This is a genomic window from Chelativorans composti (assembly GCF_039541695.1).
GTDB lineage: Bacteria > Pseudomonadota > Alphaproteobacteria > Rhizobiales > Rhizobiaceae > Chelativorans > Chelativorans composti.
This window is the reverse complement of record NZ_BAABGS010000019.1, coordinates 69,239-94,109: the sequence shown is the minus strand read 5'-3', so window position 1 is coordinate 94,109 and position 24,871 is coordinate 69,239. Positions and strand designations below refer to the sequence as shown.

At 64.2% G+C, this 24,871-nt stretch carries 22 protein-coding genes; 10 read left to right on the top strand and 12 right to left on the bottom strand.

From position 1 onward, the window contains the following. Nucleotides 1-82 precede the first annotated feature (82 nt). The 3 genes from ABD906_RS07310 to ABD906_RS07300 all read left to right on the top strand — a co-directional run bounded on the left by ABD906_RS07310 (nt 83) and on the right by ABD906_RS07300 (nt 3,090). Nucleotides 83-850: a creatininase family protein gene (locus ABD906_RS07310; RefSeq protein WP_345098843.1), complete on the top strand. Its 768-nt coding sequence runs from the start codon at nt 83-85 to the stop codon at nt 848-850. A gap of 175 nt (nt 851-1,025) precedes the next feature. After that, the gene (locus tag ABD906_RS07305) at nt 1,026-2,120 is read left to right on the top strand and encodes a CobW family GTP-binding protein (protein WP_378187974.1); all 1,095 of its coding nucleotides are present in this window, start codon (nt 1,026-1,028) and stop codon (nt 2,118-2,120) included. A gap of 1 nt (nt 2,121) precedes the next feature. Beyond that, on the top strand, nt 2,122-3,090 hold the full coding sequence (locus ABD906_RS07300) for a WD40 repeat domain-containing protein (RefSeq protein ID WP_345098842.1): 969 nt from the start codon (nt 2,122-2,124) through the stop codon (nt 3,088-3,090). A 218-nt stretch (nt 3,091-3,308) separates the two neighbouring features. Here the strand turns inward: ABD906_RS07300 and ABD906_RS07295 are convergent, their stop codons facing one another. The 3 genes from ABD906_RS07295 to ABD906_RS07285 all read right to left on the bottom strand — a co-directional run bounded on the left by ABD906_RS07295 (nt 3,309) and on the right by ABD906_RS07285 (nt 7,287). Further along, nucleotides 3,309-4,577, bottom strand: a complete 1,269-nt coding sequence (locus tag ABD906_RS07295; protein ID WP_345098841.1) for a glycerate kinase type-2 family protein — start codon at nt 4,575-4,577, stop codon at nt 3,309-3,311. Beyond that, nucleotides 4,570-5,883 (bottom strand): guanine deaminase, encoded by a 1,314-nt coding sequence (guaD, locus tag ABD906_RS07290; RefSeq protein ID WP_345098840.1) that lies wholly within the window; start codon nt 5,881-5,883, stop codon nt 4,570-4,572. Before guaD ends, ABD906_RS07295 begins: the two co-directional genes overlap by 8 nt. A gap of 189 nt (nt 5,884-6,072) precedes the next feature. Beyond that, the gene (locus ABD906_RS07285; RefSeq protein ID WP_345098839.1) at nt 6,073-7,287 is read right to left on the bottom strand and encodes a urate hydroxylase PuuD; all 1,215 of its coding nucleotides are present in this window, start codon (nt 7,285-7,287) and stop codon (nt 6,073-6,075) included. A gap of 132 nt (nt 7,288-7,419) precedes the next feature. Between ABD906_RS07285 and ABD906_RS07280 the strand changes: the two genes are divergently transcribed. After that, complete coding sequence (locus ABD906_RS07280) at nt 7,420-8,343, top strand: LysR family transcriptional regulator (protein WP_345098838.1); 924 nt, start codon at nt 7,420-7,422, stop codon at nt 8,341-8,343. Nucleotides 8,344-8,405: 62 nt separating this feature from the next. On the opposite strand, the gene xdhC is transcribed toward ABD906_RS07280, so the two are convergent. The 4 genes from xdhC to uraH are packed head-to-tail and all read right to left on the bottom strand — an operon-like array spanning nt 8,406 to nt 13,485. Next, on the bottom strand, nt 8,406-9,218 hold the full coding sequence (xdhC, locus tag ABD906_RS07275) for a xanthine dehydrogenase accessory protein XdhC (protein WP_345098837.1): 813 nt from the start codon (nt 9,216-9,218) through the stop codon (nt 8,406-8,408). Between the two features lie 25 nt (nt 9,219-9,243). Continuing rightward, a complete protein-coding gene (xdhB, locus tag ABD906_RS07270; RefSeq protein WP_345098836.1) occupies nt 9,244-11,586 on the bottom strand; it encodes a xanthine dehydrogenase molybdopterin binding subunit in 2,343 nt (780 codons plus the stop codon). 34 nt (nt 11,587-11,620) lie between these two features. Then, nucleotides 11,621-13,117 carry a xanthine dehydrogenase small subunit gene (xdhA, locus tag ABD906_RS07265; protein ID WP_345098835.1) on the bottom strand — a complete coding sequence of 499 codons (1,497 nt, stop codon included), beginning with the start codon at nt 13,115-13,117 and terminating at the stop codon, nt 11,621-11,623. Between the two features lie 2 nt (nt 13,118-13,119). Further along, nucleotides 13,120-13,485: a hydroxyisourate hydrolase gene (gene uraH, locus ABD906_RS07260; protein WP_345098834.1), complete on the bottom strand. Its 366-nt coding sequence runs from the start codon at nt 13,483-13,485 to the stop codon at nt 13,120-13,122. A gap of 163 nt (nt 13,486-13,648) precedes the next feature. Between uraH and puuE the strand changes: the two genes are divergently transcribed. Genes puuE through ABD906_RS07245 form a run of 3 tightly spaced genes read left to right on the top strand, consistent with a single transcriptional unit; the run spans nt 13,649 to nt 16,424 of the window. Beyond that, the gene (puuE, locus tag ABD906_RS07255; RefSeq protein WP_378187980.1) at nt 13,649-15,094 is read left to right on the top strand and encodes an allantoinase PuuE; all 1,446 of its coding nucleotides are present in this window, start codon (nt 13,649-13,651) and stop codon (nt 15,092-15,094) included. Further along, nucleotides 15,091-15,930 (top strand): bifunctional allantoicase/(S)-ureidoglycine aminohydrolase, encoded by an 840-nt coding sequence (locus ABD906_RS07250; protein ID WP_345098833.1) that lies wholly within the window; start codon nt 15,091-15,093, stop codon nt 15,928-15,930. The genes puuE and ABD906_RS07250 overlap by 4 nt, the downstream gene beginning before the upstream one ends. Further along, nucleotides 15,927-16,424: an ureidoglycolate lyase gene (locus ABD906_RS07245; RefSeq protein WP_345098832.1), complete on the top strand. Its 498-nt coding sequence runs from the start codon at nt 15,927-15,929 to the stop codon at nt 16,422-16,424. The genes ABD906_RS07250 and ABD906_RS07245 overlap by 4 nt, the downstream gene beginning before the upstream one ends. Before the next feature lie 213 nt (nt 16,425-16,637). On the opposite strand, the gene pcaF is transcribed toward ABD906_RS07245, so the two are convergent. Beyond that, nucleotides 16,638-17,843 (bottom strand): 3-oxoadipyl-CoA thiolase, encoded by a 1,206-nt coding sequence (gene pcaF / locus ABD906_RS07240; protein ID WP_345098831.1) that lies wholly within the window; start codon nt 17,841-17,843, stop codon nt 16,638-16,640. A 195-nt stretch (nt 17,844-18,038) separates the two neighbouring features. Here pcaF and ABD906_RS07235 point away from each other — a divergent pair, with 195 nt between their 5' ends. Continuing rightward, nucleotides 18,039-18,818 carry an IclR family transcriptional regulator domain-containing protein gene (locus ABD906_RS07235; RefSeq protein ID WP_345098830.1) on the top strand — a complete coding sequence of 260 codons (780 nt, stop codon included), beginning with the start codon at nt 18,039-18,041 and terminating at the stop codon, nt 18,816-18,818. An 86-nt stretch (nt 18,819-18,904) separates the two neighbouring features. Here the strand turns inward: ABD906_RS07235 and ABD906_RS07230 are convergent, their stop codons facing one another. The 3 genes from ABD906_RS07230 to xylB form a co-directional block, all read right to left on the bottom strand. Beyond that, nucleotides 18,905-19,126, bottom strand: coding sequence for a hypothetical protein (locus tag ABD906_RS07230; RefSeq protein ID WP_345098829.1), 222 nt, complete (start codon nt 19,124-19,126; stop codon nt 18,905-18,907). 164 nt (nt 19,127-19,290) lie between these two features. Continuing rightward, nucleotides 19,291-20,601, bottom strand: coding sequence for a xylose isomerase (xylA, locus tag ABD906_RS07225; RefSeq protein WP_345098828.1), 1,311 nt, complete (start codon nt 20,599-20,601; stop codon nt 19,291-19,293). Beyond that, on the bottom strand, nt 20,598-22,052 hold the full coding sequence (xylB, locus tag ABD906_RS07220) for a xylulokinase (protein WP_345098827.1): 1,455 nt from the start codon (nt 22,050-22,052) through the stop codon (nt 20,598-20,600). Before xylB ends, xylA begins: the two co-directional genes overlap by 4 nt. A 236-nt stretch (nt 22,053-22,288) precedes the next feature. On the opposite strand from xylB, the gene ABD906_RS07215 reads away from it, so the two are divergent. Then, nucleotides 22,289-22,705 (top strand): hypothetical protein, encoded by a 417-nt coding sequence (locus ABD906_RS07215; RefSeq protein ID WP_345098826.1) that lies wholly within the window; start codon nt 22,289-22,291, stop codon nt 22,703-22,705. Between the two features lie 55 nt (nt 22,706-22,760). Here ABD906_RS07215 and ABD906_RS07210 read toward each other — a convergent pair whose 3' ends face one another. After that, nucleotides 22,761-23,507: a gamma-glutamyl-gamma-aminobutyrate hydrolase family protein gene (locus ABD906_RS07210; protein WP_345098825.1), complete on the bottom strand. Its 747-nt coding sequence runs from the start codon at nt 23,505-23,507 to the stop codon at nt 22,761-22,763. Nucleotides 23,508-23,733: 226 nt separating this feature from the next. On the opposite strand from ABD906_RS07210, the gene ABD906_RS07205 reads away from it, so the two are divergent. Then, entirely contained in the window at nt 23,734-24,828 is a 1,095-nt protein-coding gene (locus ABD906_RS07205; protein WP_345098824.1) for a TRAP transporter substrate-binding protein, read from the top strand. The last annotated feature ends 43 nt before the right edge of the window (nt 24,829-24,871 follow it).

The window sequence follows — 24,871 nt, the reverse complement described above, 5'->3', positions numbered from 1 at the left end:
CTAGGCAACCAGTCTGCACAATCATAATGCTGGCGGCGTGGTGAACGTGCCGCCTCCCGGACATTGATGACTGTGCGCCTTGATGATGGAGCGGAAACTGGACACGCGCGCAACGATTGCAATACTTCCGCTCGGAGCGACCGAGCAGCACGGGCCGCATCTGCCTCTCGAGACGGATTGGCTGATCGCGGAGGACGTTGCGCACCGCGCGCGCGAACAGGCGCGGGACTTGTCCCTTCTGGTCCTTCCGGTGGAAAAGGTGGGCTATTCCATCGAGCACTCGGATCATCCGGGCACACGGACGCTTTCCTACGGCGAGGCGATAGAACGCTGGATCGGAATCGGCGAGCGCCTTGCCGCCGAGGGCATCCGCAAGCTGGTGCTGCTCAATGCGCATGGTGGAAATTCGCCGCTGATGACCATCGTTGCGACGGAGCTGCGTGTCCGCGCCCGCATGCTGGCGGTTGCGACCAGCTGGACCCGTTTCGGCTACCCGGCCGACCTCGTTTCCGACGAGGAGCGCGCCATCGGCATCCATGGCGGTTTCATCGAGACCTCCGTGATGCTCGCGATCCGTCCCGATCTGGTGGACATGGCGAAGGCCCGTGACTTCGCGTCCGAGCAGTCGCGGTTCCAGCGTGAGTTCCGCCACCTCCGCGCCTATGGGCCGCATGCCTTCGGCTGGATGATGCGCGATCTGTCCCCCGCGGGCGTCACCGGCAATGCCGCCGCTGCCACGCCCGCGGCCGGCGAGCGCATTCTCCAGCATGCGGTGAATGGTCTTGTCGAGCTGCTTAGGGACGTCGACCGCTTCGACCTGGCGGCCTTGCGTCATGGTCATGATGGTTAGCGGGTTTGCTTTTCCGGTGAAACTCACCGATTGAGGTGGTGCATCGGTCTCCTTAAGTTCCTATATGGAAGGCTGAGGGCAGTTCCACTGCATTCCTGCGGACGCCATCCGGAACTGCCGCAGAAACAACAGTCTCGCCTCCTTGCAAGGCGACGAAGTCAAGGGATTGGAATACATGTCCGATCAGATGCAGCCAGCCAGGGTTCAGATCCCGGTAACCGTGCTTACCGGTTTTCTCGGCGCCGGAAAGACCACGCTTTTGAACCGCATCCTCTCCGAAGATCACGGCAAGCGCTATGCGGTGATCGTCAATGAGTTCGGCGAGATCGGCATCGACAACGACCTGATCGTCGAGTCGGACGAAGAAATCTACGAGATGAACAACGGCTGCGTCTGCTGCACGGTGCGCGGCGACCTGATCCGCACGCTCGAAGGTCTCATGCGCCGCCCTGGCCGCTTTGACGCGATCATTGTGGAGACCACCGGCCTCGCCGATCCCGCGCCCGTGGCGCAAACCTTCTTCATGGACGATGATGTGCGCAACAAGACTGCGCTCGATGCCGTTGTGGCGCTGGTGGATGCCAAGCACCTGCCCCTCCGCCTGAAGGATTCGCCGGAGGCCCAGAACCAGATCGCCTTTGCCGACGTGATCGTTCTGAACAAGATCGACCTGGTGACACCGGAAGACATCGCCCAGATCGAGCGCACGGTACGCTCCATCAATCCTGTGGCCACCATTATCCGCGCCGAGCGCGCGAACGTTCCGCTCGACCAGATCCTGGATCGCGGCGCCTTTGACTTGAACCGGGTTCTCGCCAACGATCCGCACTTTCTGGATGGCGACGATCACGACCATCACCATCATGATCACGATCACGATCACGATCACGACCACGACCACGATCATGATCATCACCATTGCGACGACCCGAACTGCACCCACGAGCACCATCACCACCACTCGCATATCGACGAGCTGGGCGTGAAGGCGATATCGCTGCGTGGGGGCGAGATGGATCCGGCCCGCTTCCTGCAATGGATCCAGCGTGTGGCCCAGACCGATGGCCCAAATATCCTGCGGATGAAGGGTATCATCGCCTTCAAGGATGACCCGCAGCGCTATGTGGTGCAGGGCGTTCACATGATCCTTGAGGGCAACCATCAGCGCGACTGGCGTGAGGGCGAAAAGCGCGAGAGCCGTCTGGTCTTCATCGGCCGCGAGCTGAACGAAGACCTTCTGCGCAAAGAGTTTGAAGTCTGCCAGGCCTGACATGCCGACGGTTGCACCTCTCGATTTGCCGGCGCACTGCATCGGCACCTTCTGGCTGCGGAACATTCCCCATTTCGCCCTGGCCGATGGCACCGTCCATCGGCTGGACGATGGCCACAAGTCGGTCGAACTGCATGACGGCCTCTTGTCTGCCGCTCAGGCGGGCGACCGCCTGCTGACCGGCGGAGAGGACGGCAAGGTCCGCGCGCTGAACGCCGACGGTTCGTTCGAGACGATGGCCGACATCGGACACAAGTGGGTGACCAGTGTCGCTGCCGGGCCGCAGAACATTGTCGGCTTCGCCAGCGGCCGGACGGCCTATGTCCGGTTCGCGGACGGCCGCATCAAGGAACTCCAGCATCCCCGCACGGTCGAGGCGATTGCTTTCGCGCCGAAGGGTGTGCGCCTCGGCGTCGCCCGCTACAATGGCGTGACGCTGCATTTCCCTGGAACCGAAGGCCAACCCACCGAGCTGGAATGGGCCGGCCCTCACATCAACATCACCTTCTCGCCCGACGGCAAGTACGTGGTCACCAGCATGCAGGAAAACGCGCTGCACGGCTGGCGGCTCACCGACGGCAAGCACATGCGCATGGCGGGTTATCCCGCCAAGGTGAAGAGCTGGTCGTGGAGCGCGAAGGGCCGGTGGCTTGCCACCTCCGGCGCGCCGGCGGCCATCGTCTGGCCGTTCCACTACAAGGACGGGCCGATGGGCAAGGCGCCGCTGGAACTCGGCACCCGCGGTACTACGCTGGTCACCAGCGTCTGCTGCCATCCGGCCGAGGAGGTCGTGGCCATCGGCTTCATCGACGGCATGATCCTGGCCGCCCGCTTCGAGGACGGCAAGGAGGCGGTTCTCCGCCGCGGCGGCACCTCGGCCATCACCGCAATGGCCTGGGACAATGAGGGACGCAGGCTCGCCTTCGGTAGCGAGGACGGCTCCTGCGGCATCGTCGATATTGCCGGATAGAGCGGTTCGGGACGTCCCGGCGGGCTGATGCTCTTCGCCTTCATCCCGCTGGGAGCAGGTCCAGGAAAAGTGGAAACCGGTTTTCCGTCCGGAACCGCGACAAGACCATTATTGGGAGCAATTCAGAGTTTCCGAGAAAATCTGAATTGCTCTGGTCGAGAGATGAAGGCGAAGGGCAACCGGTGCCTTTTTTGAACCTTCGCCCTTCGTTTCGGCTCTTACTTCACGAGGATGGCGCGGAAGTCGTTCACGTTGGTGCCGGTTGGCCCCGGCGTGAACAGGTCGCCAAGGGCATTGAACGCCGTCCAGCTGTCATGACTCGCGAGCAGCGCCTTCGCATCGAGGCCGTGTTCCGCGAGCCGCCGGACGGTTGTGAAGTCGGCGAAAGCTCCTGCATTCGTTTCGGAACCGTCGATCCCGTCTGTATCCGCCGCGAAACCCTCGATGCCTTTCATCTCTGCCACGGCAATCGCGAAGGAGAGCAGGAATTCGCCGTTGCGGCCACCCTTGCCGGTCTCGCCGTGACCAAGGGTGACGGTCGTCTCTCCGCCCGAAAGCAGCAGCACCGGTCTTGCGAACGGCTGGTCTCGGAGCGCGATCTCGCGCGCGATCGCCCCGTGGACCAGTCCCACGTCCCGCGCCTCGCCCTCGATCGCGTCGGAGAGGATCGCGGTCCGGATACCTTGCGCTTCCGCCCATCCTGCGGCGGCCTCGAGCGACAGCCGTGCTGAGGCGATGACCTTCACCTCGTTGCCTGCAAGCCGCGGATCGTCTGGCCGGGGGGCATCCGCTGCCGGCGAATGCAGATGATCGAGGGCCGCCTGCGGCAGCTTGAGGCGATAGCGATCGATGATGGCGAGCGCATCCTGCCGCGTGGACGCGGTCGGTACCGTCGGTCCCGACGAGACAAGCCCCGGATCGTCTCCCGGAATGTCCGACACCACCAGCGTGACGACGCGGGCAGGATGAGCCGCCAGTGCAAGCCGTCCGCCCTTGATCGCGGAGACATGCTTACGCACCGTGTTCATCGCGGATATGGGCGCGCCGGAGGTGAGCAGGACCTCGTTGATCCGAATCTCATCTTCGAGCGTGAGCCCGCCGGCTGGCGCCGGCAGCAGGGCGGAGCCGCCGCCGGTGATCAGCGCAATGACGAGGTCGTCCCTGGTGAGCCCCTGTACGAGTTCGAGCAGGCGCCTGGCGCCGCGGTTGCCCGCTTCGTCCGGTACGGGATGGGATGCCTCGATGACCTCGATCCGTTTCGTAGCCGCGCCGAAGCCCCGTCGGGTTACGATCGCGCCTTCCAGCGGACCGTCCCAGACGTTTTCAAGGACCTGCGCGAGCTGCGCCGCCCCCTTGCCGGCGCCGACGACGACCGTGCGTCCCTTCGGCCTTGGGGGAAGATGCGGCGGCAGGCAGACCGCCGGATCCGCGGCGCGGATCGCCACGTGGAACAGGCGCTGGAAAAAAGCCTTGGGATTGTCAGCCATGCCCCAGAGAGGATTTCACGGGCTTTCCCGCCACATAAGTTTCGACAACGCTGCGATCATCGCCCATGGTTTGCAGGATGAAAAGCTCCTCCGCGAGGGTTTCGGCCTTCTCCATGCGCAGCCGCATTGCCGGCGTGGCGTGCGCATCTAGCACCACAAGGTCGGCGTCCGTGCCCGGCTCGAGCGTTCCGATGCGCGTTTCGAGCCCCAGCGCCTGCGCGTTGCCGCGCGTGATCTGCCAGAAGGAGAGAAGCGGCGGGATCTTCTCGCCCTGCAGCGCGATCATCTTGTAGCCCTCGTCCATGGTGCGCAGCATGGAATAATTGGTGCCGGCGCCTACGTCCGTGGCAGAGGCAATGCGAAGGCTCTTCGGCCGCCGCTTGTAGCGGAAATAGTTGAACAGGCCGGAGCCCAGGAAGAAGTTCGATGTCGGGCAGAACACCGCCACCGCCCCGGCGTCCGAGAGCGCGTCGGCTTCGCGGTCGGTCAGGTGGATGCAGTGGCCGAACAGGCTCTTGGGCCCCACGAGGCCGTAGCGCTCGTAGATGTCGGTGTAGTCCTTCGCCTCGGGGAACAGCGAGCAGGCGAATTCGATCTCCGCCCTGTTCTCCGAAAGATGCGTCTGGATGTGCAGGTCCGGACATTCGCCCGCGAGCGCCTTGGAGGCCTCCATCTGCTCGTATGTGGAGGTGATGGCGAAGCGCGGCGTGATGGCGTAATGCAGGCGCCCCTTGCCGTGCCAGCGGGCGATCAGCGCCTTGGTCTCGTCATAGCCCTGCTGGGCCGTGTCGCGCAGCCCGTCGGGGGCGTTGCGGTCCATCATCACCTTGCCGGCGATGACGCACATGTTCCGGCGCTCCGCTTCTGAGAACAGTGCTTCCGCCGATTGGGGGTGAACGCTGCAGTAGAGCGCGGCGGTCGTGGTTCCGTGCCGGAACAGCTCGTCAAGGAAGAGCTTCGCGACCCGCCGGGCATGGGCCTCGTCTGAAAACTCCAGCTCGGCCGGGAACGTGTAGGTGTTCAGCCAGTCCAGCAGTTCCTCTCCGAAACTGCCGATGATCTGCGCCTGCGGGAAATGGGCGTGCGAATCGATGAACCCCGGCAGGACGAGGTGGGGCCGGTGGTCGACGACTGCCACGCCGTCTTCCGCCTGCCGCTGGACATCCGCGAACGCGCCAAACGCCTTGATGGCGCCGTCTTCGATCAGCAGGCCGCCGTCTTCCTCGTAACGGTAGGAGTCATGATCGTCGGCCGCTTGCGGCTCGGAGACAAACGAAAGAAGTCGCGCGCGGATAAGTGTCGGCATGTCTAGCCACCTCCCATTCCTTGAACCGGGCTCCGAGTTGCGCGAAAAGTTCCATCAACGCCCGTCGCAGCCGGATGATGCCGGCCCGCCTCGAGCAGCTCCAGGAGGAGTGAAACCAGTGTCCTGTCCGGAACCCAGATAAATCAAAATCTTAAAACAACTCAGGCTCTTGAGAAAATCCGTACCTCGCTAGCGCGCCTCCTCGAACCAGGTGACGATGAGGCGCCGTTCCTCGTCAGTGATGCCGGACACGTTGCCCGGGGGCATCGCGTGGCTGCGTCCGGCCTGAAGATAGATTTCGCGGGCGTGGGCCGCGATTTCGTTGTCGTTGTCGAGAAGCACGTTCTTCGGGGCGTGATGGACGCCCTCGTAGAATGGCTCCTGCGTGTGACACATGCTGCAGCGGCCGAGTATCGTATCACGCACCGCGGGGAAATGCGCCGAGGCCAGGAAGCGTTCCTCCGCGCTGGAAAGCTTGCGTTCGCCGGTCAGCACCTGCGGCACGGTGGACAGCCACATGATGATGATGAACAGGATCGCCGTGAGCAGCCACGTCCAGTGCGGATTACCCTTCCGCGCGTGCCGCGTGTTGAAATAGTGCCGGATGAGCACGCCCATCAGGAACACGAGTGAGGCGATCACCCAGTTGAATTCCGTGGCGAAGGCCAGCGGATAGTGGTTCGACAGCATCAGGAAGATGACCGGCAGCGTCAGGTAGTTGTTGTGCGTCGAACGCTGCTTGGCCTGGGCGCCGAGGTAAGCCGGCGGTGTCTTTCCCGCCTTGAGGTCGGCGACGACCTTCTTCTGGTTCGGGATGATGATGAAGAACACGTTGGCCGTCATGATGGTGGCCGTGAAGGCGCCCAGGTGGATGAAGGCCGCGCGGCCGGTGAAGAGCTGCGTGTAGCCCCAGGCCATCGCCACCAGGATCACGTAGAGGACCAGCATGAGCGCCGTCGCGTTCTTGCCGAGCGGCGACTTGCAGAGCTGGTCATACAGGATCCAGCCAAGGCCGAGCGAGGCCAGCGAGATCAGGATCGCGACGTAGCTGGGGACGTCTAGCACGTTGCGGTCGACCAGATAGAGGTCTGCGCCAGCGTAGTACAGCACCGCCAGCATGGCGAAGCCTGACATCCAGGTCGTGTAGGATTCCCACTTGAACCAGGTCAGGTGTTCGGGAAGGTGCTCGGGCGCAACGAGATATTTCTGGATGTGGTAGAACCCGCCTCCGTGGACCTGCCATTCCTCACCGTAAACCCCCTTGGGCAGACCGGGCCGCTGCACCAGTCCGAGGTCGAGCGCAATGAAATAGAAGGAGGAGCCGATCCAGGCGATGGCGGTCACGACATGCAGCCATCGAATCGCAAAGGAGGCCCACTCCCAGAATATGGCGAAATCGTCCATGCGCGTCCCCTTATCGTTTTTTAGGAAAGATTACTGTGTTCTTTCCCGAGGAAAAGCCGTTCGGATAACCATGTCTTTCAAAAAAATATGTAAAATCGCGCTCACATGTTGTTTGAGTGGAGGGACAGCGGATTGGCGTACCTCGACAATGTCCTCGTTTTCGTCCGCGTCGTGGAACTGGGAAACCTCTCTTCCGCTGGGCGGGCGTTGCGCATATCCCCGGCGGTTGCGTCCAACCGGGTGAAGGAACTGGAGAAGCATCTTGGCGCTCGCCTCCTGAACAGGACGACGCGGCACCTGACGCCCACCGAGCAGGGGCGTGTCTTCTATGAGGGCGCCAAGAAGATCCTGGAGGCGGTGCGCGATGCCGAGGCGGCCGTTGCCGCCGTGTCCGGCAAGCCGCGCGGCACCATCCACGTTACGGCCCCGCTTGGCCTCGGCCGGCGCATCATCGCCAGCGGCATTCCGGAGTTCCGCGAGCGTTATCCCGAAATCGAGGTGCGCCTGCGCCTCTCCGACCGCGAGGTCGACATCATGCGGGAGGGCATCGACGTCGCCTTCAAGCTGGGCGTTCTGGAGGATTCCAGCCTGCGCCTGCGCGGCATCATGGACTGTGAGCGCGTGCTGGCGGCGTCGCCCGCCTATCTCTCCCGTCGCGGCGAGCCGCAACGCCCGGAAGATCTGATCACGCAGGGTCACGACTGCCTGCTGCTGCGATTCCCGGGTGCGCGTGAGTATTTCTGGACGCTGCAGACGGAGGAGGGACCAAGGAAGTTCGAGGTCCGCGGCCCCTTCGATACGGACGACGGCGACGTGCTGACGGGCTGGGCGCTGGCCGGTCACGGCATTATCAACAAGCCGCGTTTTGAGATCGAGCCCTATTTGCGCGATGGCAGCCTGAAGGTCATCCTGCCGGATTATCCGCCTACGCCGGTGAAGCTTGCGGCGGTCTACCCGCACCGCAACCTCCAGGATCCGAAGTTGAAGCTGCTGGTTGATTTCATGGCGGAGCGCTGCCAGCGCATGATCGGCGATATTCTGAACACCCGGCGCTGATCCTCGCGCCGCGCCTGTGAAGCCCATGCTTCGACAGGCTGGGCATGAGGTGCGGGGAGACATCACTCCCGCCCCGACAGCAGCGCGCGGGTGATCTCGGCGGCAGTGAGCGCGGCGATCACCTCCGGCCGCTTGTCGCGGATATCCTCCCCGCCGATGGGTGAGACGAGCTGAGCGAATTCGGCTTCGCTTCCGCCCTGCCTGGTAAACCAGCCGCGGAAGGTCGCCTTCTTTGTCTCCGACCCGATCATCCCGACATAGGCCGCATCCTTCCGCCTCAGCGCCTCCGCGGCGATGAGGAAATCGAGCGCATGGTCATGCGTGAGGATCGCGAAGGCGGAAGCCGGTGGCGCGTCGCGCACGATGGCCTCCGGCATGGCCGTGAGGATGGTTTCCACGCCCGGCGCGATGCCGGCGAGCATGTCCTCCCGGGTGTCGACCAGAATGACGCGAAAGGGCAGGGCGGAGAGTGCTGCGGCCAGCGCCTTGCCCACGTGACCGGCCCCGAAAAGGTAGACGCGCGGCCGCTTCTCCACCTCCGTCTTGATCCTGTCCGCAAGGGCCTCCCGTTCCCGATCTCCCACGATGCGGATGTCGAGCGCCACGCGCCCGCCGCAGCATTGGCCAATCTCGGGCCCGAGCGGGATCGTCATGGTCCCGTGGGCGACATTGCGGGCGATCAGCTCGCGCGCCTTGTCGATGGCAAGGAATTCGAGCTGTCCGCCCCCGATGGTGCCGAGCGTCGCTACGGGCGAAACAAGCATCCACGCGCCGCTCTCGCGGGGCGTGGAGCCCTTCACCTCGGTGATTTCCACGAGGGCTGCGCGCGGGAAACGCTCGAAGAACTCGGCCAGCCTGCGCGTCATGGCGTCCATCGGTCGTCTCCCGCCGATTTCCCGGTCAGCGTGCTGCCACCCTGAGCCGCTCCACCGCCATCAGCACGCGTTCCGGTGTGGCCGGCGCATCGAGGCGCGGGCAGATCCTGTGTCCCGCCACGCTTGCCACCGCGTCCGAGATGGCATGCAGCACCGAAATGCCGAGCACAAACGGCGGTTCGCCCACGGCCTTGGAGCGGTAGACCGTCGGTTCCGCGTTTTGCGACCACTCCGCGAGCTTCACGTTGAAGACCTTCGGCCGGTCGGACGCGAGCGGTATCTTGTAGGTGGAAGGAGCGTGGGTCATGAGCCGGCCCTTCTCGTCCCAGACCAGCTCCTCGGTGGTGAGCCATCCCATGCCCTGCACGAACCCGCCTTCCACCTGGCCCTTGTCGAGCGCCGGATTGAGCGAGCGGCCCACGTCGTGGAGGATGTCCACACGTTCGACCAGATATTCGCCGGTCAGCGTGTCGACGGACACCTCGCTGCACGCAGCGCCATAAGCGAAATAGTAGAACGGGTGGCCTTCGCCCTTCTCGCGGTCCCAGTGGATCTTCGGCGTTTTGTAGAACCCGGCAGCCGACAGCTGTACGCGTGCCATGTAGGCCTCGCGGATGAGGTCGTTGAAGCCGACCTCCTGGTTGCCGATCCTCACTCGGTTGGGCAGGAACACGATCTGATCCTTCGGCACGCCGTGCTTTTCGGAGGCGAAGTCGATGAGCCTGTTCTTGATCTGCCGCGCGGCGTTGAGCGCCGCCATGCCGTTGAGGTCCGAGCCGGACGAGGCGGCGGTGGCCGACGTGTTGGGCACCTTGCCGGTGGTGGTGGCGGTGATCTTCACCCGGTCGATGTCGATCTGGAACTCCTCCGCCACGACCTGCGCTACCTTCTGGTTCAGACCCTGACCCATCTCCGTGCCGCCGTGGTTGAGGTGGACGGATCCGTCCGTGTAGACATGCACCAGCGCGCCGGCCTGGTTGTACTGTGTGGCCGTGAAGGAAATGCCGAACTTCACCGGTGTCAGCGCAATGCCGCGCTTGACGATCGGGCTTTTCGCGTTGAAGGCCGCAATCTCTTCGCGCCGCTCGCGGTACCTGCAGTCCGCCTCCAGCTCCTCGACGATCCGGTGAATGATGTTGTCCTCCACCGTCTGGTGGTGGGGCGTCACGTTACGGTCCGTGGTGCCGTAGAAATTGAGCTTGCGGATCTCGAGCGGATCCTTGCCGAGCGCATAGGCGATCTCTTCGATCACCCGCTCGGCACCCACGATGCCCTGAGGCCCGCCGAAGCCGCGGAAGGCCGTGTTCGACACCGTGTTGGTGTAGAGCGGTTTCGCCGCCGCGTGCACGGCCGGATAGAAGTAGGTATTGTCGCAGTGGAACAGCGCGCGGTCGGTTACCGCGCCCGACAGGTCGGCCGCATATCCGCAGCGCGCGGCATAGGTGAAATCGGCGCCAAGAATGCGTCCCTCGTCGTCAAAGCCGACATCGTAGTCGATGATGAAGTCGTGACGCTTGCCGGTGGCGGTCATGTCATCGTCCCGGTCGGGACGGATCTTGACTGGCCGGTTGAGCTTCTTCGCCGCGATGGCCGCCACGGTGGCGAACATGTTCGCCTGCGTTTCCTTGCCGCCGAAACCGCCGCCCATGCGCCGTACCTCGATCGTGACCGCGTGGGACGGCACGCCCAGCGCATGCGCCACCATGTGCTGCACTTCGCTCGGGTGCTGGGTGGACGAGTAGACAAGCACGTCCATGTCCTCGCCCGGCACGGCGAGCGCGATGTGCCCTTCGAGGTAGAAGTGGTCCTGCCCGCCCACGTTCATACGACCCGTAAGGCGCCGGGGCGCCTTCTCGATCGCTGCCCGTGCGTCGCCCCGGCGAAGCACCATCGGCTTCGTGACAAGGCGGGGATTGACCGGGTCGGCCTGCTCCGGTTCGATGATCGCCGGCAATTCCTCGTATTCGACTTTCGCCTTCTGGCAGGCGCGGCGAGCCTGCTCGCGCGTCTCGGCCACCACTGCGAAGATTGGCTGACCCAGAAACTGCACGAGGGAATCCGCGAGGATCGGCTCGTCATTGGCTCCGGTGGCACTGATGTCGTTCATGCCGGGGATGTCGCGGGCCGTCAGCACCGCGACCACGCCGGGTGCGGCCTCCACTTCCGAAAGGTCCATGGCGACGATCTTTCCATGCGCGACGGTGGAAAGGCCCAGATAGGCATGCAGGGTCCCCGCCGGCTCCGGCATGTCGTCGATATAGATGGCCTCTCCGGTCACATGCTTGTGCGCAGAGTCATGGGTGCGGCCTTCCCCGACGCCGCCCCGGATCTTGTTTGCGGTAATCTCCGCAACCGTGTGCCTGTTCATGTCCACGCTCCGGCAAGGCTGGTTCTTGTTGTCATTATGCAGCTTCGTAACGCGTCACCGTCAGGGGTGTCGTGCCCTGTGTCGTGTGCAGGTGGAACCGCCGCAGCAGGTTCTTCGCGGCCAGCATCCGATATTCCGCCGACGCGCGCATATCACTTATCGGTGTGAAGTCGGCGTCATAGGCGGAAAGCGCGGCTTCAACCGTCTCCTCCGTCCACGGTTTGCCCTGCAGGGCAGCCTCCACGGCCTTCGCCCGCTTCGGCGTTGCCGCCATGCCGCCATAGGCGATGCGGATGGACTGCACCGCGCCGTCATCGCCAAGCTTCATGGCAAAGGCGCCCAGCAGCGCGCTGATGTCCTCGTCGCGTCGCTTTGAAACCTTCCATGCCGCGAAGTGCGTGTCCGCGTCCGGCAGCGGCACGTGGATCGCCTCGACGAATTCGCCCGGCTGCCGGTCCTGCTTGCCGTAGGCGATGAAGAAGTCTTCGAGCGGAATGGTCCGCCGTGTAGCCCCTTTGCGCAGCGTGAGGCGCGCGTTGAGCGCGATCAGCGCCGGCGGGGTATCGCCGATTGGCGAGCCGTTGGCGATGTTGCCGCCGATCGTGCCCATGTTGCGCACCTGCTCGCCGCCGATCCGGTCGATCAGCTGCGCGAAGGCCGGAATGTGCTCGGCAAGCACGGCCTTCGCGTCCGTGTAGCTCGTGAGTGCGCCGATGGTGAGTTCTCGCTTCTCTGCATCGAGCGAAATGCCGCGCAGCTCGTCGATTCCGCCGATGAACACCACCGGCGCGATGTTGCGCATGAACTTGGTGACCCACAGTCCCACGTCCGTGGATCCCGCGACGATTCTGGCGCCAGGCAACTCCTCGAGCACGGCTGCCAGATCGTCGGCGCTCGCCGGCACGATGAACCGGTCCTGGCCCTCGCCGACCTCGACGCGGCGTCCGTCGCGTATGGCCCTGAGGGCCGCAACGACCTGGGAACGCTCCTGGAACAGCGGATCCTCTTCCGGTGAGCCATAGCTGGAAATGGCGAGCGCCGCCTTCACGATCGGCTCGTAGCCCGTGCAGCGGCAGAGGTTGCCCTGCAGGGCCTTTTCGATGGCCTCGACAGTCGGGTGGGGATCGTTCATCCAAAGACCGTAGAGGGCCATGACGAAGCCAGGCGTGCAGAATCCGCACTGGGAGCCGTGATGGTCCACCAGCGCCTGCTGCACCGGGTGAAGGCTGCCGTCCGGCCGCTTGAGATGCTCGACCGTCACCACATGGCAGCCGTCGAGGGAGCCCACGAAGCGGATGCAGCTGTTGACCGTCTCATAGGAAATCGTGTCGCCGTCGAGCCGGCCGACCAGCACCGTACAGGCGCCGCAGTCGCCTTCGGCGCAGCCTTCCTTCGTGCCTCGGAGGCGCTGGTCGAGTCGGAGAAAGTCGAGAAGGGTCTGGTCGGGGCGGACCGAAGAGAGGGCGATTTGCCGGTCATTGAGCAGGAAGCGGAGTTCCCTGCGTACGGGCGATTCCGACGGTGTGGTCATGCTCAGCTTCCCCTGTAGGTGGAGTATCCGTACGGCGAGACCAGCAGCGGCACGTGATAGTGCGCCCGCTCGGCGATCCCGAACCGGATGGGAACGATGTCGAGGAAGGCAGGTTCCGGCAGCACGACATTCTGTTGCCTGAGATAGGCGCCGACCTCGAACACGAGTTCGTAGGTTCCCGGCTCGAACGCGTCACCTTCAAGCAGGGGGGCGTCGCAGCGTCCGTCCGCATTGGTCGTGACGGACTTGAGCAGGGTACGGGCCTCTCCCGAGATCCGGTAGAGGGACACTGTCATTCCTGCTGCGGGGCGCCCCGCCGCCGTATCGAGGACATGCGTTGTCAGACGGCCATGCTTCTCGTCGCTCACCGATCACTCCTCCTGCAATCGAATTTTTTGATTGTGAGACAATTCGGCGGAGAGGATAAGCTATGTTTCTGGAAGTCTTATCAAAAAGTGTTTCAAAATTTTCTGGGGAATTGGGTTTCGCGCTATCAAGTAGGTTTGATGCGCTTTGGTGGTGGACAGCAACATGGATCAGGTCAAACGATATTGCCGGAATATGCGTGGCTACGGTGCCAACCCGCCGAACGCCAATTGGCCCGGGGGCGCATACGTGGCTGTTCAGTTTGTCATCAACTACGAGGAGGGCGGTGAGAACTGCATCCTGCACGGGGATGCGGCTTCCGAAGCGTTCCTGTCCGAGGTGGTCGGCGCCGTCCCGTGGGAAGGCATGCGCCACTGGAACATGGAGTCCATTTACGAATACGGGGCGCGCGCCGGTTTCTGGCGCCTTCACCGCATGTTTACCGCGGCTGGCGTTCCGGTGACCGTCTATGGCGTGGCAAGCGCCTTGGCGCGCTCGCCCGATCAGGTGGCCGCCATGAAGGAGGCGGGCTGGGAGATCGCCAGCCACGGCCTGAAGTGGATCGATTACAGAGCCCACAGGGAGGAGGACGAGCGCCGTGACCTTCAGGAGGCGATCCGCCTCCATACCGAGGTCGTCGGTGAGCCACCGAGGGGGCTTTATGTCGGCCGCACGTCGGTGAATACGGTGAAGCTTGCCATCGAGGCGGGTTGCTTCGACTGGATCTCCGACACCTATGACGACGATCTGCCCTACTGGATCGACCACGACGGCCAGGGCCACCTGACCCGCCCGCAACTCGTCATACCCTATACGCTTGAAGCCAACGACATGCGCTTCGCGACGGCGCAGGGCTTCAACTCCGGCGACCAGTTCTTCACCTACCTCAAGGATGCCTTCGACACGCTCTACGAGGAAGGCAGGCGGGGCCGTCCGGCCATGATGAGCATCGGCCTGCACTGCCGCCTGATCGGCCGTCCGGGCCGTGCGGCTTCCCTGAAGCGCTTCATCGACTACGTGCAGAGCCATGACAAGGTCTGGCTGCCGCGCCGCATCGACATTGCCCGGCACTGGATGGAGCATCATCCGTATCAGCCGCCGGCGCTCCGCCCGAGCTGCATGAGCCGCGAGGAGTTCGTCCAGCGGTTCGGTGGCATCTTTGAGCATTCGCCGTGGATTGCCGAACGCGCATATGAGCTGGAGCTGGGCTTCGCCCACGACACCGCTGGCGGCCTGCACAACGCGCTGGCGCGCGTCTTCCGCTCGGCCTCCGAGGAGGAGCGGCTGGGCGTCCTCAAGGCCCATCCGGATCTGGCCGGCAAACTCGCGGCGGCCCGCCGCCTGACGCCGGAATCGACGCGCGAGCAGGCGTCCGCCGGCCTCGATGCGTTGACGGACGAGGAGAGGGCAACCTTCACTGACCTGAATACGCGCTACATGCAGAAGTTCGGCTTCCCCTTCATCATCGCCGTCAAGGACAACACGAAGGAAAGCATTCTCGCCGCCTTCCGAAAGCGCATCGAGAACAGCCGGGAGGAGGAGTTCACCACCGCCTGCCAGCAGGTGGAGCGCATCGCCTACCTTCGCCTGAAGGAGATACTGCCGTCATGAACCGAACCTACTACGCCGTCCATGGGGGGCACCCGCCGCAGACGGATCTTCTGACCGACCGGGCCGTCTTCACCGAGGCCTATGCGGTGATCCCCAAGGGGGTGATGCGTGACATCGTCACCAGCAACCTGCCGCACTGGGAGAAGACGCGGGCCTGGATCATCGCGCGCCCGCTCTCCGGCTTCGCCGAGACCTTCGCCCAGTACATCATGGAAGTGCAGCCGGGCGGTGGCAGCGACCGCCCCGAGCCCGACCCGGAGGCCGAAGGCGTGCTGTTCGTGGTCGAGGGCGCGCTGACGGTGTCGCTCGACGGCGAGGACCACGTGCTGGAGCCGGGCGGCTATGCCTTCCTTCCGCCGGCCGCGCGCTGGACGGCGCGCAACCGCGGGTCCGAGGCTGCCCGCTTCCACTGGATCCGCAAGGCCTACGAGCGCGTCGACGGCATCGACGTGCCGGAAGCCTTCTTCACCAACGAGAAGGACATTGCGCCCAACCCGATGCCGGGCACCGAAGGCCGCTGGGCGACGACCCGTTTTGTCGATCCCGATGATGTGCGCTACGACATGCATGTCAACATCGTGACCTTCGAGCCGGGGGCAGTGATCCCCTTCGCCGAGACGCACATCATGGAACACGGGCTCTATGTGCTGGAGGGCAAGGCGGTCTACCGGCTGAACCAGGACTGGGTGGAGGTAGAGGCAGGCGACTTCATGTGGCTGCGCGCCTTCTGTCCGCAGGCCTGCTACGCAGGTGGTCCGGGCCGCTTCCGCTATCTGCTCTACAAGGATGTCAACCGGCATCCGTCCCTGCGCCCCATGTGGCGGTCCGGACGATGAGCAGGATCGTTGCCCGTCCTCTCACACGCGAGGCCTTCGCCCCGTTCGGCGACGTGATCGAGGCCGACGGCACGGTGGAGAGCTTCCTCATCAACCGGGGCAAGTGCCGCCGTTTCCATGACCTGGCGAAGGTGGAGGTCACGGGCGAGAACGCCCGCGTTCTCATAAACATCTTCCGTGGCGAGCCCTATCCGATGCCACACCGGCTCGACATGGTGGAGCGGCATCCGCTCGGCAGCCAGGCCTTCATGCCGCTGTCGCCGCGGCCCTTCCTGGTGACCGTCGCCCCGGACGAGGGCGGCCGTCCCGGCACGCCGCAAGCCTTCATTGCCGCGCCGGGGCAGGGGGTGAACTACGCCCGCGGTACCTGGCACGGCGTGCTGACCGTGATCGGCGACGAGCCGCAGGACTTCATCGTCGTTGACCGTGGCGGCGATGGCAACAATCTCGAAGAATTCTACTTCGACACGCCCTACGTGATCGTGCTGCCCTAATTGCAGCTCCGTGCCTCCCTCCACCCCTTACGGTGAGGCTGTCGAACCGTGAGGTGGGGGATGGTTCGACAGGCTCACCATGAAGTCGGCTTCGGTCCGCCGAGCTTTCCGTTCCATATCAGGCATGACGTGCTTCCAACCCGCCCCGGACATGAAAAAAGGGGAGCGGGCTGGGCCTGCTCCCCTTCATTCCGTTCAGCGTGTCTGCACTGGTTAGGCGCGTTCCAGCGCGATCGAGATGCCCTGGCCGACGCCGATGCACATGGTGGCGAGTGCCAGCCTGGCCTTGCGCTCGACGAGCTCCAGCGCAGCCGTGCCGGTGATGCGGGCGCCGGACATGCCGAGCGGGTGGCCGAGCGCGATCGCGCCGCCGTTCGGATTGACGTGCTCCGCGTCGTCCGGAATGCCGAGGTCGCGCAGCACTGCGAGGCCCTGTGCGGCAAAGGCCTCGTTGAGTTCGATGACGTCGAAGTCGGTCACCTTGATGCCGAGGCGGGCGCACAGCTTCTTGGTCGAGGGGGCCGGGCCGAAGCCCATGATGCGCGGAGGCACGCCGGCCGTCGCGCCGCCGACGATGCGGGCGATCGGCGTCAGTCCATACTTCGCGGCGGCTTCCGCGGTGGCGATGATGAGCGCGGCGGCGCCGTCATTGACGCCGGAGGCGTTGCCTGCCGTCACCGAGCCGCCCTCGCGGAACGGCGCGGGGAGCTTGGCCAGGCCCTCGAGCGTGGTGTCCGGGCGCGGGTGCTCGTCCTTGTCGACCACGATCGGGTCGCCCTTGCGCTGCGGGATGTGGACCGGGGTGATTTCCTTGGCGAGGCGTCCGTTGGTCATGGCGGCGGCAGCCTTCTGCTGGCTGCGGAATGCCATCTTGTCCTGGTCCTCACGGCTGATGTTGAAGTCCTCGGCCACATTCTCGGCAGTCTCGGGCATGGAGTCGACGCCATACTGCTTTTTCATCAGCGGATTGATGAAGCGCCAGCCAATGGTCGTGTCATGGATCTCCATGGTGCGTTGGAACGCGGTGGTAGCCTTCGGCATCACGAAGGGCGCGCGGCTCATCGACTCCACTCCTCCGGCGATGATGAGTTCGGCCTCGCCCGCCTTGATCGCGCGGGCGGCGGTGATGATGGCATCCATGCCGGAACCGCACAGACGGTTGACCGTCGCGCCCGGCACCTCCACCGGCAGGCCGGCCAGCAGCAGGGACATGCGCGCGACGTTGCGGTTGTCCTCGCCCGCCTGGTTGGCGCAGCCGAAGATCACTTCATCGACGGCGCCCCAGTCGACGTTCGGATTGCGCGCCATCAGGGCCTTGAGGGGAATGGCGCCCAGGTCGTCCGCGCGGACGGATGACAGCGCTCCGCCAAAGCGGCCGATCGGGGTACGGATATAGTCGCAGATAAATGCTTCAGCCATGATCGTCTTTCACTGTTCGAGCGGCCAATGCCCGCCGCGGCGGGCTTCTCACCCTGGCATCCCGCACCAGCGTCGCGCATTTCCGCTGTCGTGGCAAACGGCGATTGCGGATGCATGGCTGCCAATGTTCGTATTGCGAACAATTGTTTTGTATGTGATATTTTTTAGAACCATGACATTGGGGAGTCAAATCGTTTGGCGGCGAGTGCGGACAAGGATGCGCCCGACATCGTCGGGTCACTGTCGAAGGGGTTGAAGGTTCTGGAGATCCTGGCCTCTGCGCCGGACGGCATGCGTCTGACGGAAGTCGCCAACGCGGCCAACCTTACCCGCGCGGGGGCGCGCCGCCTGCTGCTGACCTTTGTGGCGGAAGGCTGGGTTCTGCAGGAAGGCAGGCAGTTCCTGTTGTCCGCGAAGCTCTTGACGGTGGTGCGCAACTGGCTCGGCAAGACGCCGCTCTGGCGCCATGCCGTGCCGATACTGAGGGCCGTTTCGCAATCGGTGGGGGAATCCTGCTCCGTTTCCGTGCTGCAGGGGGAGGACATCGTCTACGTGGCGCGCGTGGTTGGCAGCTCCATTCTGGCGGAGTCGCTAGACATTGGCGCGCGGTTGCCTGCCCATTGCACGTCCATGGGCAGGGTTCTGCTGTCAGAACTGGATGATGCCGAACTCGCCCGTTTTCTGCGCCAGATAACGATTCGCGCGCGCACGCCACGCACGGTAACCGATCCCGACCGTCTGGCGGCATGCGTGGCGGAAGTCCGCCGCAACGGTTACGCCATTGTGGACGAGGAGCTGGAGCTGGGGCTGCGCTCGATTGCGGTGCCGGTCCGCGCGCGCTCCGGCCGGATCGTCGCTGCCGTAAACGTTTCCACGCAGACTGGCCGGCACAGCTGCGAGGAGATGCGGCGGCTTTTCCTGCCGCATCTTCGCTGGGCCGCCGAAAGGATAGAGGAGTATCTGCCCCTTTACTGACTGTTGAAGCGGGCGAGGGCGGCGCGTCCGCGTTCCCCCGTTCCGCTCGGTTGGAGTTCTGGGCCGGAGAAAGACGATTTCGGCTGTCATGCCTGGACGCCCGGCCTGTTCTGGTGATCGCCTTCCAGGGTCTTGCGCATCATGCGCGAGACCCTGAACTGCATCCGCTCATGGATCAGCTTTTGCCACGCATCGCCGCTCATGTCGGCGCGGGGTGGGATCGCGAGCAACGCATCTACAACAGACGAGTACTCGCCCTTCGCAAGCAGGGCATCGATTTCAGCCTCAACGCTTTCGTCGACTTCCATTGCGTACCTCCAATTCCACGCGGCGAGTTGTGCCTGTCGAACCTGACTGGAAGAAGGCGGTACGATGAAACTTTGACGGCACTCCTATAACGTTACATTTCAAGGCCTTAAGGCTTATGGCCAGATCGTGGCCACAAGCCTCCGCCACCGCCTGTTTCAGACAATTAGATATAGCGGTTGACGATATTTTCCAGGATCTCCTGCTTTCCGGACCGCGGCTTGGGATCAATGCCTTCCCGCAGCACGCGCTCGGAAATCTCCTCGAGCGACCGTTTGCCCGAGAGCATCGCCTGCGCCTCCGGCGTCTGCCAGCCGGCATAGCGTTCCTTCAGCGGGTCGGTGAGAGCCTTGTCCTCCAGCATCTTCGCCGCCGCCTTGAGGCCGCGGGCGCAGGTATCCATTCCGCCGACATGAGCCGCGATCAGGTCTTCGGGGTCGAGCGACTGGCGCCGCAGCTTGGCGTCGAAATTGGTGCCGCCCGTGGTGAACCCGCCTGCCAGCAGGATCTCGTAATAGGCGAGCGCCACTTCCAGGGGATTGTTCGGGAACTGGTCGGTGTCCCAGCCCGACTGGTAGTCGTTGCGGTTCATGTCGATCGAGCCGAACAGGCCGAAGGTGCGCGCCATGGCGAGCTCGTGCTCGAACGAGTGGCCGGCGAGAATGGCATGACCCTGTTCGATGTTGAGCTTCACCTCATTTTCCAGGCCGTAGCGCTGCAGGAAGCCATAGACGGTCGCTACGTCGAAGTCATACTGGTGCTTGGTCGGCTCCTGCGGCTTCGGCTCGATCAGGATCGTGCCCTTGAAGCCGATCTTGTGCTTGTAGTCGACGACCAGCGACAGGAAGCGGCCGAGCTGGTCCAGCTCCTGGCCAAGGTCGGTGTTGAGCAGTGTCTCGTAGCCTTCGCGCCCGCCCCACAACACGTAGTTCTCGCCGTTGAGCCGGTGCGTAACGTCGATGCACGATTTCACCGTGGCGGCCGCATAGGCGAACACATCGGGATCGGGGTTGGTCGCGGCGCCTGCCATGTAGCGCCGGTGGCCGAACAGGTTGGCGGTGCCCCACAAGAGCTTCACGCCCGTTTCGGCCATCTTCTTCCCGAAATAGTCGGCGATCTCGTTGAGCCCGGCGATGCTCTCGGCGAGTGTGGCGCCCTCGGGTCGCACGTCGGCGTCATGGAAGGTGAAGTAGGGCACGCCGAGCAGCTCGAACATCTCAAAGGCAGCATCTGCCTTGAGCTTTGCCTGCTCCATGCTGTCGCCGAACCAGGGCCGTTGGAAGGTCTGGCCGCCGAACGGGTCATTACCCGGCCACACGAAGCTGTGCCAGTAGCAGACGGCGAAGCGCAGATGCTCCTTGAGCGACTTGCCGAGAACCACCTCGTCGGGATTGTAATGGCGGAAGGCAAGCGGATTGGTGCTCTCGGGCCCCTCGTAGGCCACCGGCTTCATATCGCCGAAAAATCCAGTGCTCATGACGAAACTCCTCGAATGGCAGGGTAAAGCTTGCGGAAGCGCGCATAGGCTTCCTCGAACGCGTCCCTGAGGGAGCGTTCCGGTTCGATGGTTCTTGCGATGGGCGGCGGTGTGCAGACGCTTGCCGGATCTGCCCCCGTGGCGGCGATCAGCCCGAGCCGCGCCGCGCCGAAGGCGGTACCCCGGTCGCTGTCCTCGGGAACGTCGACCGGCAGGTTGAGTGCGGTGGCGATAGCCTTGAGCCAGTAGGGCGAGCGCGAGCCGCCGCCGACCGCCATGACGCGCTCGAGCACCGTGCCCGCCTGGCGCAGCGCCTCCAGATTGTCGCGGAAGGCGAAGGCGACGCCTTCCATCACCGCCTGCGTGAGCCGCGACCGGTCGGTCGCGTGCTCGATGCCGGTGAAGCTGCCGCGGATCAGCGCGTCGTTGTGCGGAGTTCGCTCGCCGGAGAGATAGGGCAGGAAGGTGACGGACGAGGGCGCGCGCAGGCTCTCACCAAGCTCCGCCGAAAGATCGGCGGCGGACGCTCCCGTGATCCCCGAAAGCCAGTTGAGCGAATCGGTCGCCGACAGGATCACGCCCATCTGGTGCCAGGTGCCGGGCAGGGCGTGGCAGAACGTGTGCACCGCGCTTTCCGGGTTGGGCAGGTAGCGGTCTGTGGCGGCGAACAGCACGCCCGAGGTGCCGAGCGAGAGGAAGGCCGCTCCCGCGCTGACGGTTCCCGCGCCGCAGGCCGAGGCGGCATTATCGCCCGCGCCGCCCGCGACCGTGACGGGACCGCTGACCCCCCATCGCTCTGCCAGTTCCTTGCGCAGCATACCGGCCGGCTGAGTGCCTTCGACCAGCGCGGGCATATGGGCGCGCGTAAGTCCGGTGGCTTCCAGAAGAACGTCGGACCACGTCCGATGCTTGACGTCGAGCCAGGACGTGCCCGCCGCATCCGACATTTCCGAAATGTGCTCGCCCGTGAGCCACAGCCGCAGATAGTCCTTCGGCAGCAGCACCTTGGCGGTGGCCTCGAAGATCGCCGGCTCGTGTTTTTTCACCCATACCAGCTTGGGCGCGGTGAAGCCGGGGAACACGATGTTGCCCGTGATCTTCCGGAACCGGGGATCGGCATCCAGTGTCGCCGCCTCGACATGCGAGCGCGTGTCGTTCCAGAGAATGCATGGCCGCAGCACCCGGTCTGCCCGGTCGAGCAGCACCGCCCCGTGCATCTGGCCCGAAAGGCCGATGCCCTTCACGGCGGAAAGCGCCTTGGCGTGGTCGGCCTTGAGCTGTTCGATGGCCTGTTCCGTTGCGCTGATCCAGTCTGTCGGGTTCTGTTCGGACCAGCCCGTTTGCCTGCGCTGCACGTCCAGCGGCGATGTCGCGCTTGCGACGACCGTCTGGTCTGGCGCCATCAGCAGCACTTTGACGCCGGACGTGCCGAGATCGATACCGAGATACATGCCTCCTCCCCCGCGGCAGCTGCCGGCTGCCGTCTGTCCGATATTTATTTCGGATTGCGAATAAATAAGCACACTTTGCCGCGGATAGGCAACGGCCGCCCTTTGCCGCTTAAAAGTTCCTGGAATCTCAGCGTTCTATAACGGTTGGCGCTTCGTTACTGCACTTGTGCGGCCAGGATGTCGTCCTCCACGCTGACGCATGTCTTACCATCATTCCCGGCGGGGAGGAGGAGGCGATGAAGCTGACCTATCTCGTGGTTGTGGGGGCGTTGGGCGCACTCGGAGCGGACACGGCCATCCGTGATCGGGAGACAGGGTGCGGGCTGGCGCCCGGCAGCGACGAGCTGTTCGCCGCTCCGCTGCCCCACACTCGAACCTATGAAGCTCACGTGCAGGGGCAGGAAAGCGGCTGTGTTGTGGCCCTGCGCGGAGAGCCATCCGCTCGAGGCGGCTCGCTGGAACTGGGACCTGCCTGTAAGAAGTTTCGGGAGGTCCTGTCGTCGGAAGTCCGTTCCTGGCTTCGCACCGACGATGGGGACATCCTGTTCCTGGCGGAGGATGGCCGGCCGGTAGCCCAGTTCTATCCGGGTGATGGCGTTTCCTACGAATCGCTCAGACCGGCCCTGCCCCTCATGGCGTTGACCGAGCCGTAACGCTCCGCACGGCGCGACGCCAAAGCCGCGCGGAAGCGGACAGAGGTCTGAGGGACTAGCGGCGGCTCGCCGCGTGCTGTCGCGCGGATTCCCCGAAGGCCTCGAAGATCCGCCGAGAGGCTGCGTCCCTGCTCGCCCAATATTCGGGGTGCCACTGGACGCCAATCGCAAAGCCCGGCGCGTCGATGACCGACACGGCCTCGACCGTCCCGTCCGGCGCCACGGCTTCCACCTGAAGGCGCGGCGCGAGTTCGCTGATGCCCTGCCGGTGCACCGAGTTCACGGTGATCTCCTGCGCACCGAGAACGCCGGCAAGACAGCTGCCCGGCTTGATCTGGACCGTGTGCTTCAGGCCGAACCTTTCGTCCGGGGTAGCGCCATGCCCGCGATGATCCATGCTTCCTGCGCGTTCCTGGATCTCGGTCGCGAGCGTTCCGCCCATCGCCACATTCAGTTCCTGGATACCGCGGCAGATGGCAAGCAGCGGCACGCCCAACTCCACTGCGCGGCGGATCAGGGGCAGGGACGTCGCGTCACGCCGCTCGTCGAAGGGCTCGTGATGCTCGGTAGGAGTCATGCCATAGTGAGACGGATGGACGTTGGAGCGCGAGCCGGTGATCAGCACACCGTCCACTCGGGCGAGCAGGCTGTTGAGATCAAGCTTGTCGCCGAAGCAGGGCACCAGTAAGGGAATGACGTCAGCCACCTCGAGCGCGGCGCGCAGATACTGCTCGGGCGTCGCATGCCAGGTGTAGTCGTCGAGTTCCTTGATGTCGGTGGTGACCGCAACGATGGGCTTCATGGTTGTTTCCGCAAGAGTGGGAGGGCTTATTTACAGCCCGCAGGAGGCTTCTCCAAGAGCGATTGCGCATGATCGGCATGCAATTCATCGGGAGCAATCAACTGCATTAAGGACAACGTGCATTCCACACTTGCGCGATGGCCCTCGCTAAAGTTTGATAGGCGGCCTTGGGGGTGCGTTGTTCAAATGCTTCCCGTCTATTCGATCCTTGTCTGGGAGGTACTTCATGGATCGTCGTTCATTCATAAAGAAAGCTGGACTTGCCACCGTAGGAGCGGGCGCCGCGGCTTTGGCCACACCAGCAATCGCGCAGGGCAATATCACCTGGCGCATGGTCACCACCTGGCCGAAGAATTTCCCGGGTCTTGGCGTCGGCGCACAGCGCCTCGCGGACCGTATCACGAAGGCTTCGGGCGGACGCCTGACCATCCAGGTCTATTCGGCGGGTGAGCTTGTTCCGGCTCTTCAGGCGCTCGATGCCGTGATCGACGGATCGGCCGAGATGAGCCACGGTGCATCCTACTACTGGCAGAACAAGAGTGCCGGCCTGTCCTTCTTCACGGGCGTTCCCTACGGCATGAATTCGCGCGAGCTGACGGCCTGGATCCGCTACCTCGGCGGTCAGGAGATCTGGGACGAGATCTACGATCAGTTCGGCGTCATCGGTTTCCTGTCCGGCGATACCGGCACGCAGGCCGGCGGCTGGTTCCGCAAGGACATCAACGGCCTCGATGACCTCAAGGGCCTTCGCTTCCGCACGCCGGGCCTGGGCGGTCAGGTTTGGGAGAAGCTTGGCTGCTCGGTGACCAACCTCGCCGCGGGTGAGATCTTCCAGGCGCTGCAGTCCGGTACGCTCGACGCGGCCGAGTTCGTCGGTCCCTACAACGACCTCGCCCTCGGCTTCTACCAGGTCTGCAAGAACTACTACTTCCCGAGCTTCGTTGAGCCGGGCCTTGCGACCGAGCTTGTCGTCGACAAGAAGAAGTTCCTCGACCTGCCGGAAGACCTGCAGGCCATCATCCGCGACTGCTGCCAGGCCGAGTACGACGCCGTGGCCGCCGACTTCGCCGCGAATGACCCGCGTGCGCTGCAGACGCTCGTCAACGAGCATGGCGTGCAGGTGAAGTACTTCCCCGACGAAATCCTCGAGGCTGGCGCCAAGGCTGCGAGGGAAGTGCTGGAAGAGTTCCTCAACTCCAGCGATCCGCTCACCAAGAAGACGGCCGAGAGCTTCGTCGCGGCGCTCAAGATCGTGCGCCAGAAGACGGAAGGCACCGACGTGCCCTTCCTGCAGGCTCGTCAGAAGTACTTCAACCTCTGATCGGGACATATCCCGCTGGAGAAGCCCGGGGCGACCCGGGCTT

Excerpts from the sequence above, each read along its gene's own strand:
- ABD906_RS07215 (WP_345098826.1), top strand. The coding sequence starts at position 22,289 with ATGAAGCTGACCTATCTCGTGGTTGTGGGGGCGTTGGGCGCACTCGGA.
- ABD906_RS07300 (WP_345098842.1), top strand. The coding sequence starts at position 2,122 with ATGCCGACGGTTGCACCTCTCGATTTGCCGGCGCACTGCATCGGCACC.
- pcaF (WP_345098831.1), bottom strand. The coding sequence starts at position 17,843 with ATGGCTGAAGCATTTATCTGCGACTATATCCGTACCCCGATCGGCCGC.
- xylA (WP_345098828.1), bottom strand. The coding sequence starts at position 20,601 with ATGAGCACTGGATTTTTCGGCGATATGAAGCCGGTGGCCTACGAGGGG.
- xdhA (WP_345098835.1), bottom strand. The coding sequence starts at position 13,117 with ATGACCACACCGTCGGAATCGCCCGTACGCAGGGAACTCCGCTTCCTG.
- xylB (WP_345098827.1), bottom strand. The coding sequence starts at position 22,052 with ATGTATCTCGGTATCGATCTCGGCACGTCCGGCGTCAAAGTGCTGCTG.
- ABD906_RS07205 (WP_345098824.1), top strand. The coding sequence starts at position 23,734 with ATGGATCGTCGTTCATTCATAAAGAAAGCTGGACTTGCCACCGTAGGA.
- ABD906_RS07310 (WP_345098843.1), top strand. The coding sequence starts at position 83 with ATGATGGAGCGGAAACTGGACACGCGCGCAACGATTGCAATACTTCCG.
- ABD906_RS07250 (WP_345098833.1), top strand. The coding sequence starts at position 15,091 with ATGAACCGAACCTACTACGCCGTCCATGGGGGGCACCCGCCGCAGACG.
- ABD906_RS07285 (WP_345098839.1), bottom strand. The coding sequence starts at position 7,287 with ATGGACGATTTCGCCATATTCTGGGAGTGGGCCTCCTTTGCGATTCGA.
- xdhB (WP_345098836.1), bottom strand. The coding sequence starts at position 11,586 with ATGAACAGGCACACGGTTGCGGAGATTACCGCAAACAAGATCCGGGGC.
- ABD906_RS07230 (WP_345098829.1), bottom strand. The coding sequence starts at position 19,126 with ATGGAAGTCGACGAAAGCGTTGAGGCTGAAATCGATGCCCTGCTTGCG.
- ABD906_RS07245 (WP_345098832.1), top strand. The coding sequence starts at position 15,927 with ATGAGCAGGATCGTTGCCCGTCCTCTCACACGCGAGGCCTTCGCCCCG.
- xdhC (WP_345098837.1), bottom strand. The coding sequence starts at position 9,218 with ATGGACGCCATGACGCGCAGGCTGGCCGAGTTCTTCGAGCGTTTCCCG.
- ABD906_RS07295 (WP_345098841.1), bottom strand. The coding sequence starts at position 4,577 with ATGGCTGACAATCCCAAGGCTTTTTTCCAGCGCCTGTTCCACGTGGCG.
- puuE (WP_378187980.1), top strand. The coding sequence starts at position 13,649 with ATGGATCAGGTCAAACGATATTGCCGGAATATGCGTGGCTACGGTGCC.
- ABD906_RS07305 (WP_378187974.1), top strand. The coding sequence starts at position 1,026 with ATGTCCGATCAGATGCAGCCAGCCAGGGTTCAGATCCCGGTAACCGTG.
- guaD (WP_345098840.1), bottom strand. The coding sequence starts at position 5,883 with ATGCCGACACTTATCCGCGCGCGACTTCTTTCGTTTGTCTCCGAGCCG.
- ABD906_RS07210 (WP_345098825.1), bottom strand. The coding sequence starts at position 23,507 with ATGAAGCCCATCGTTGCGGTCACCACCGACATCAAGGAACTCGACGAC.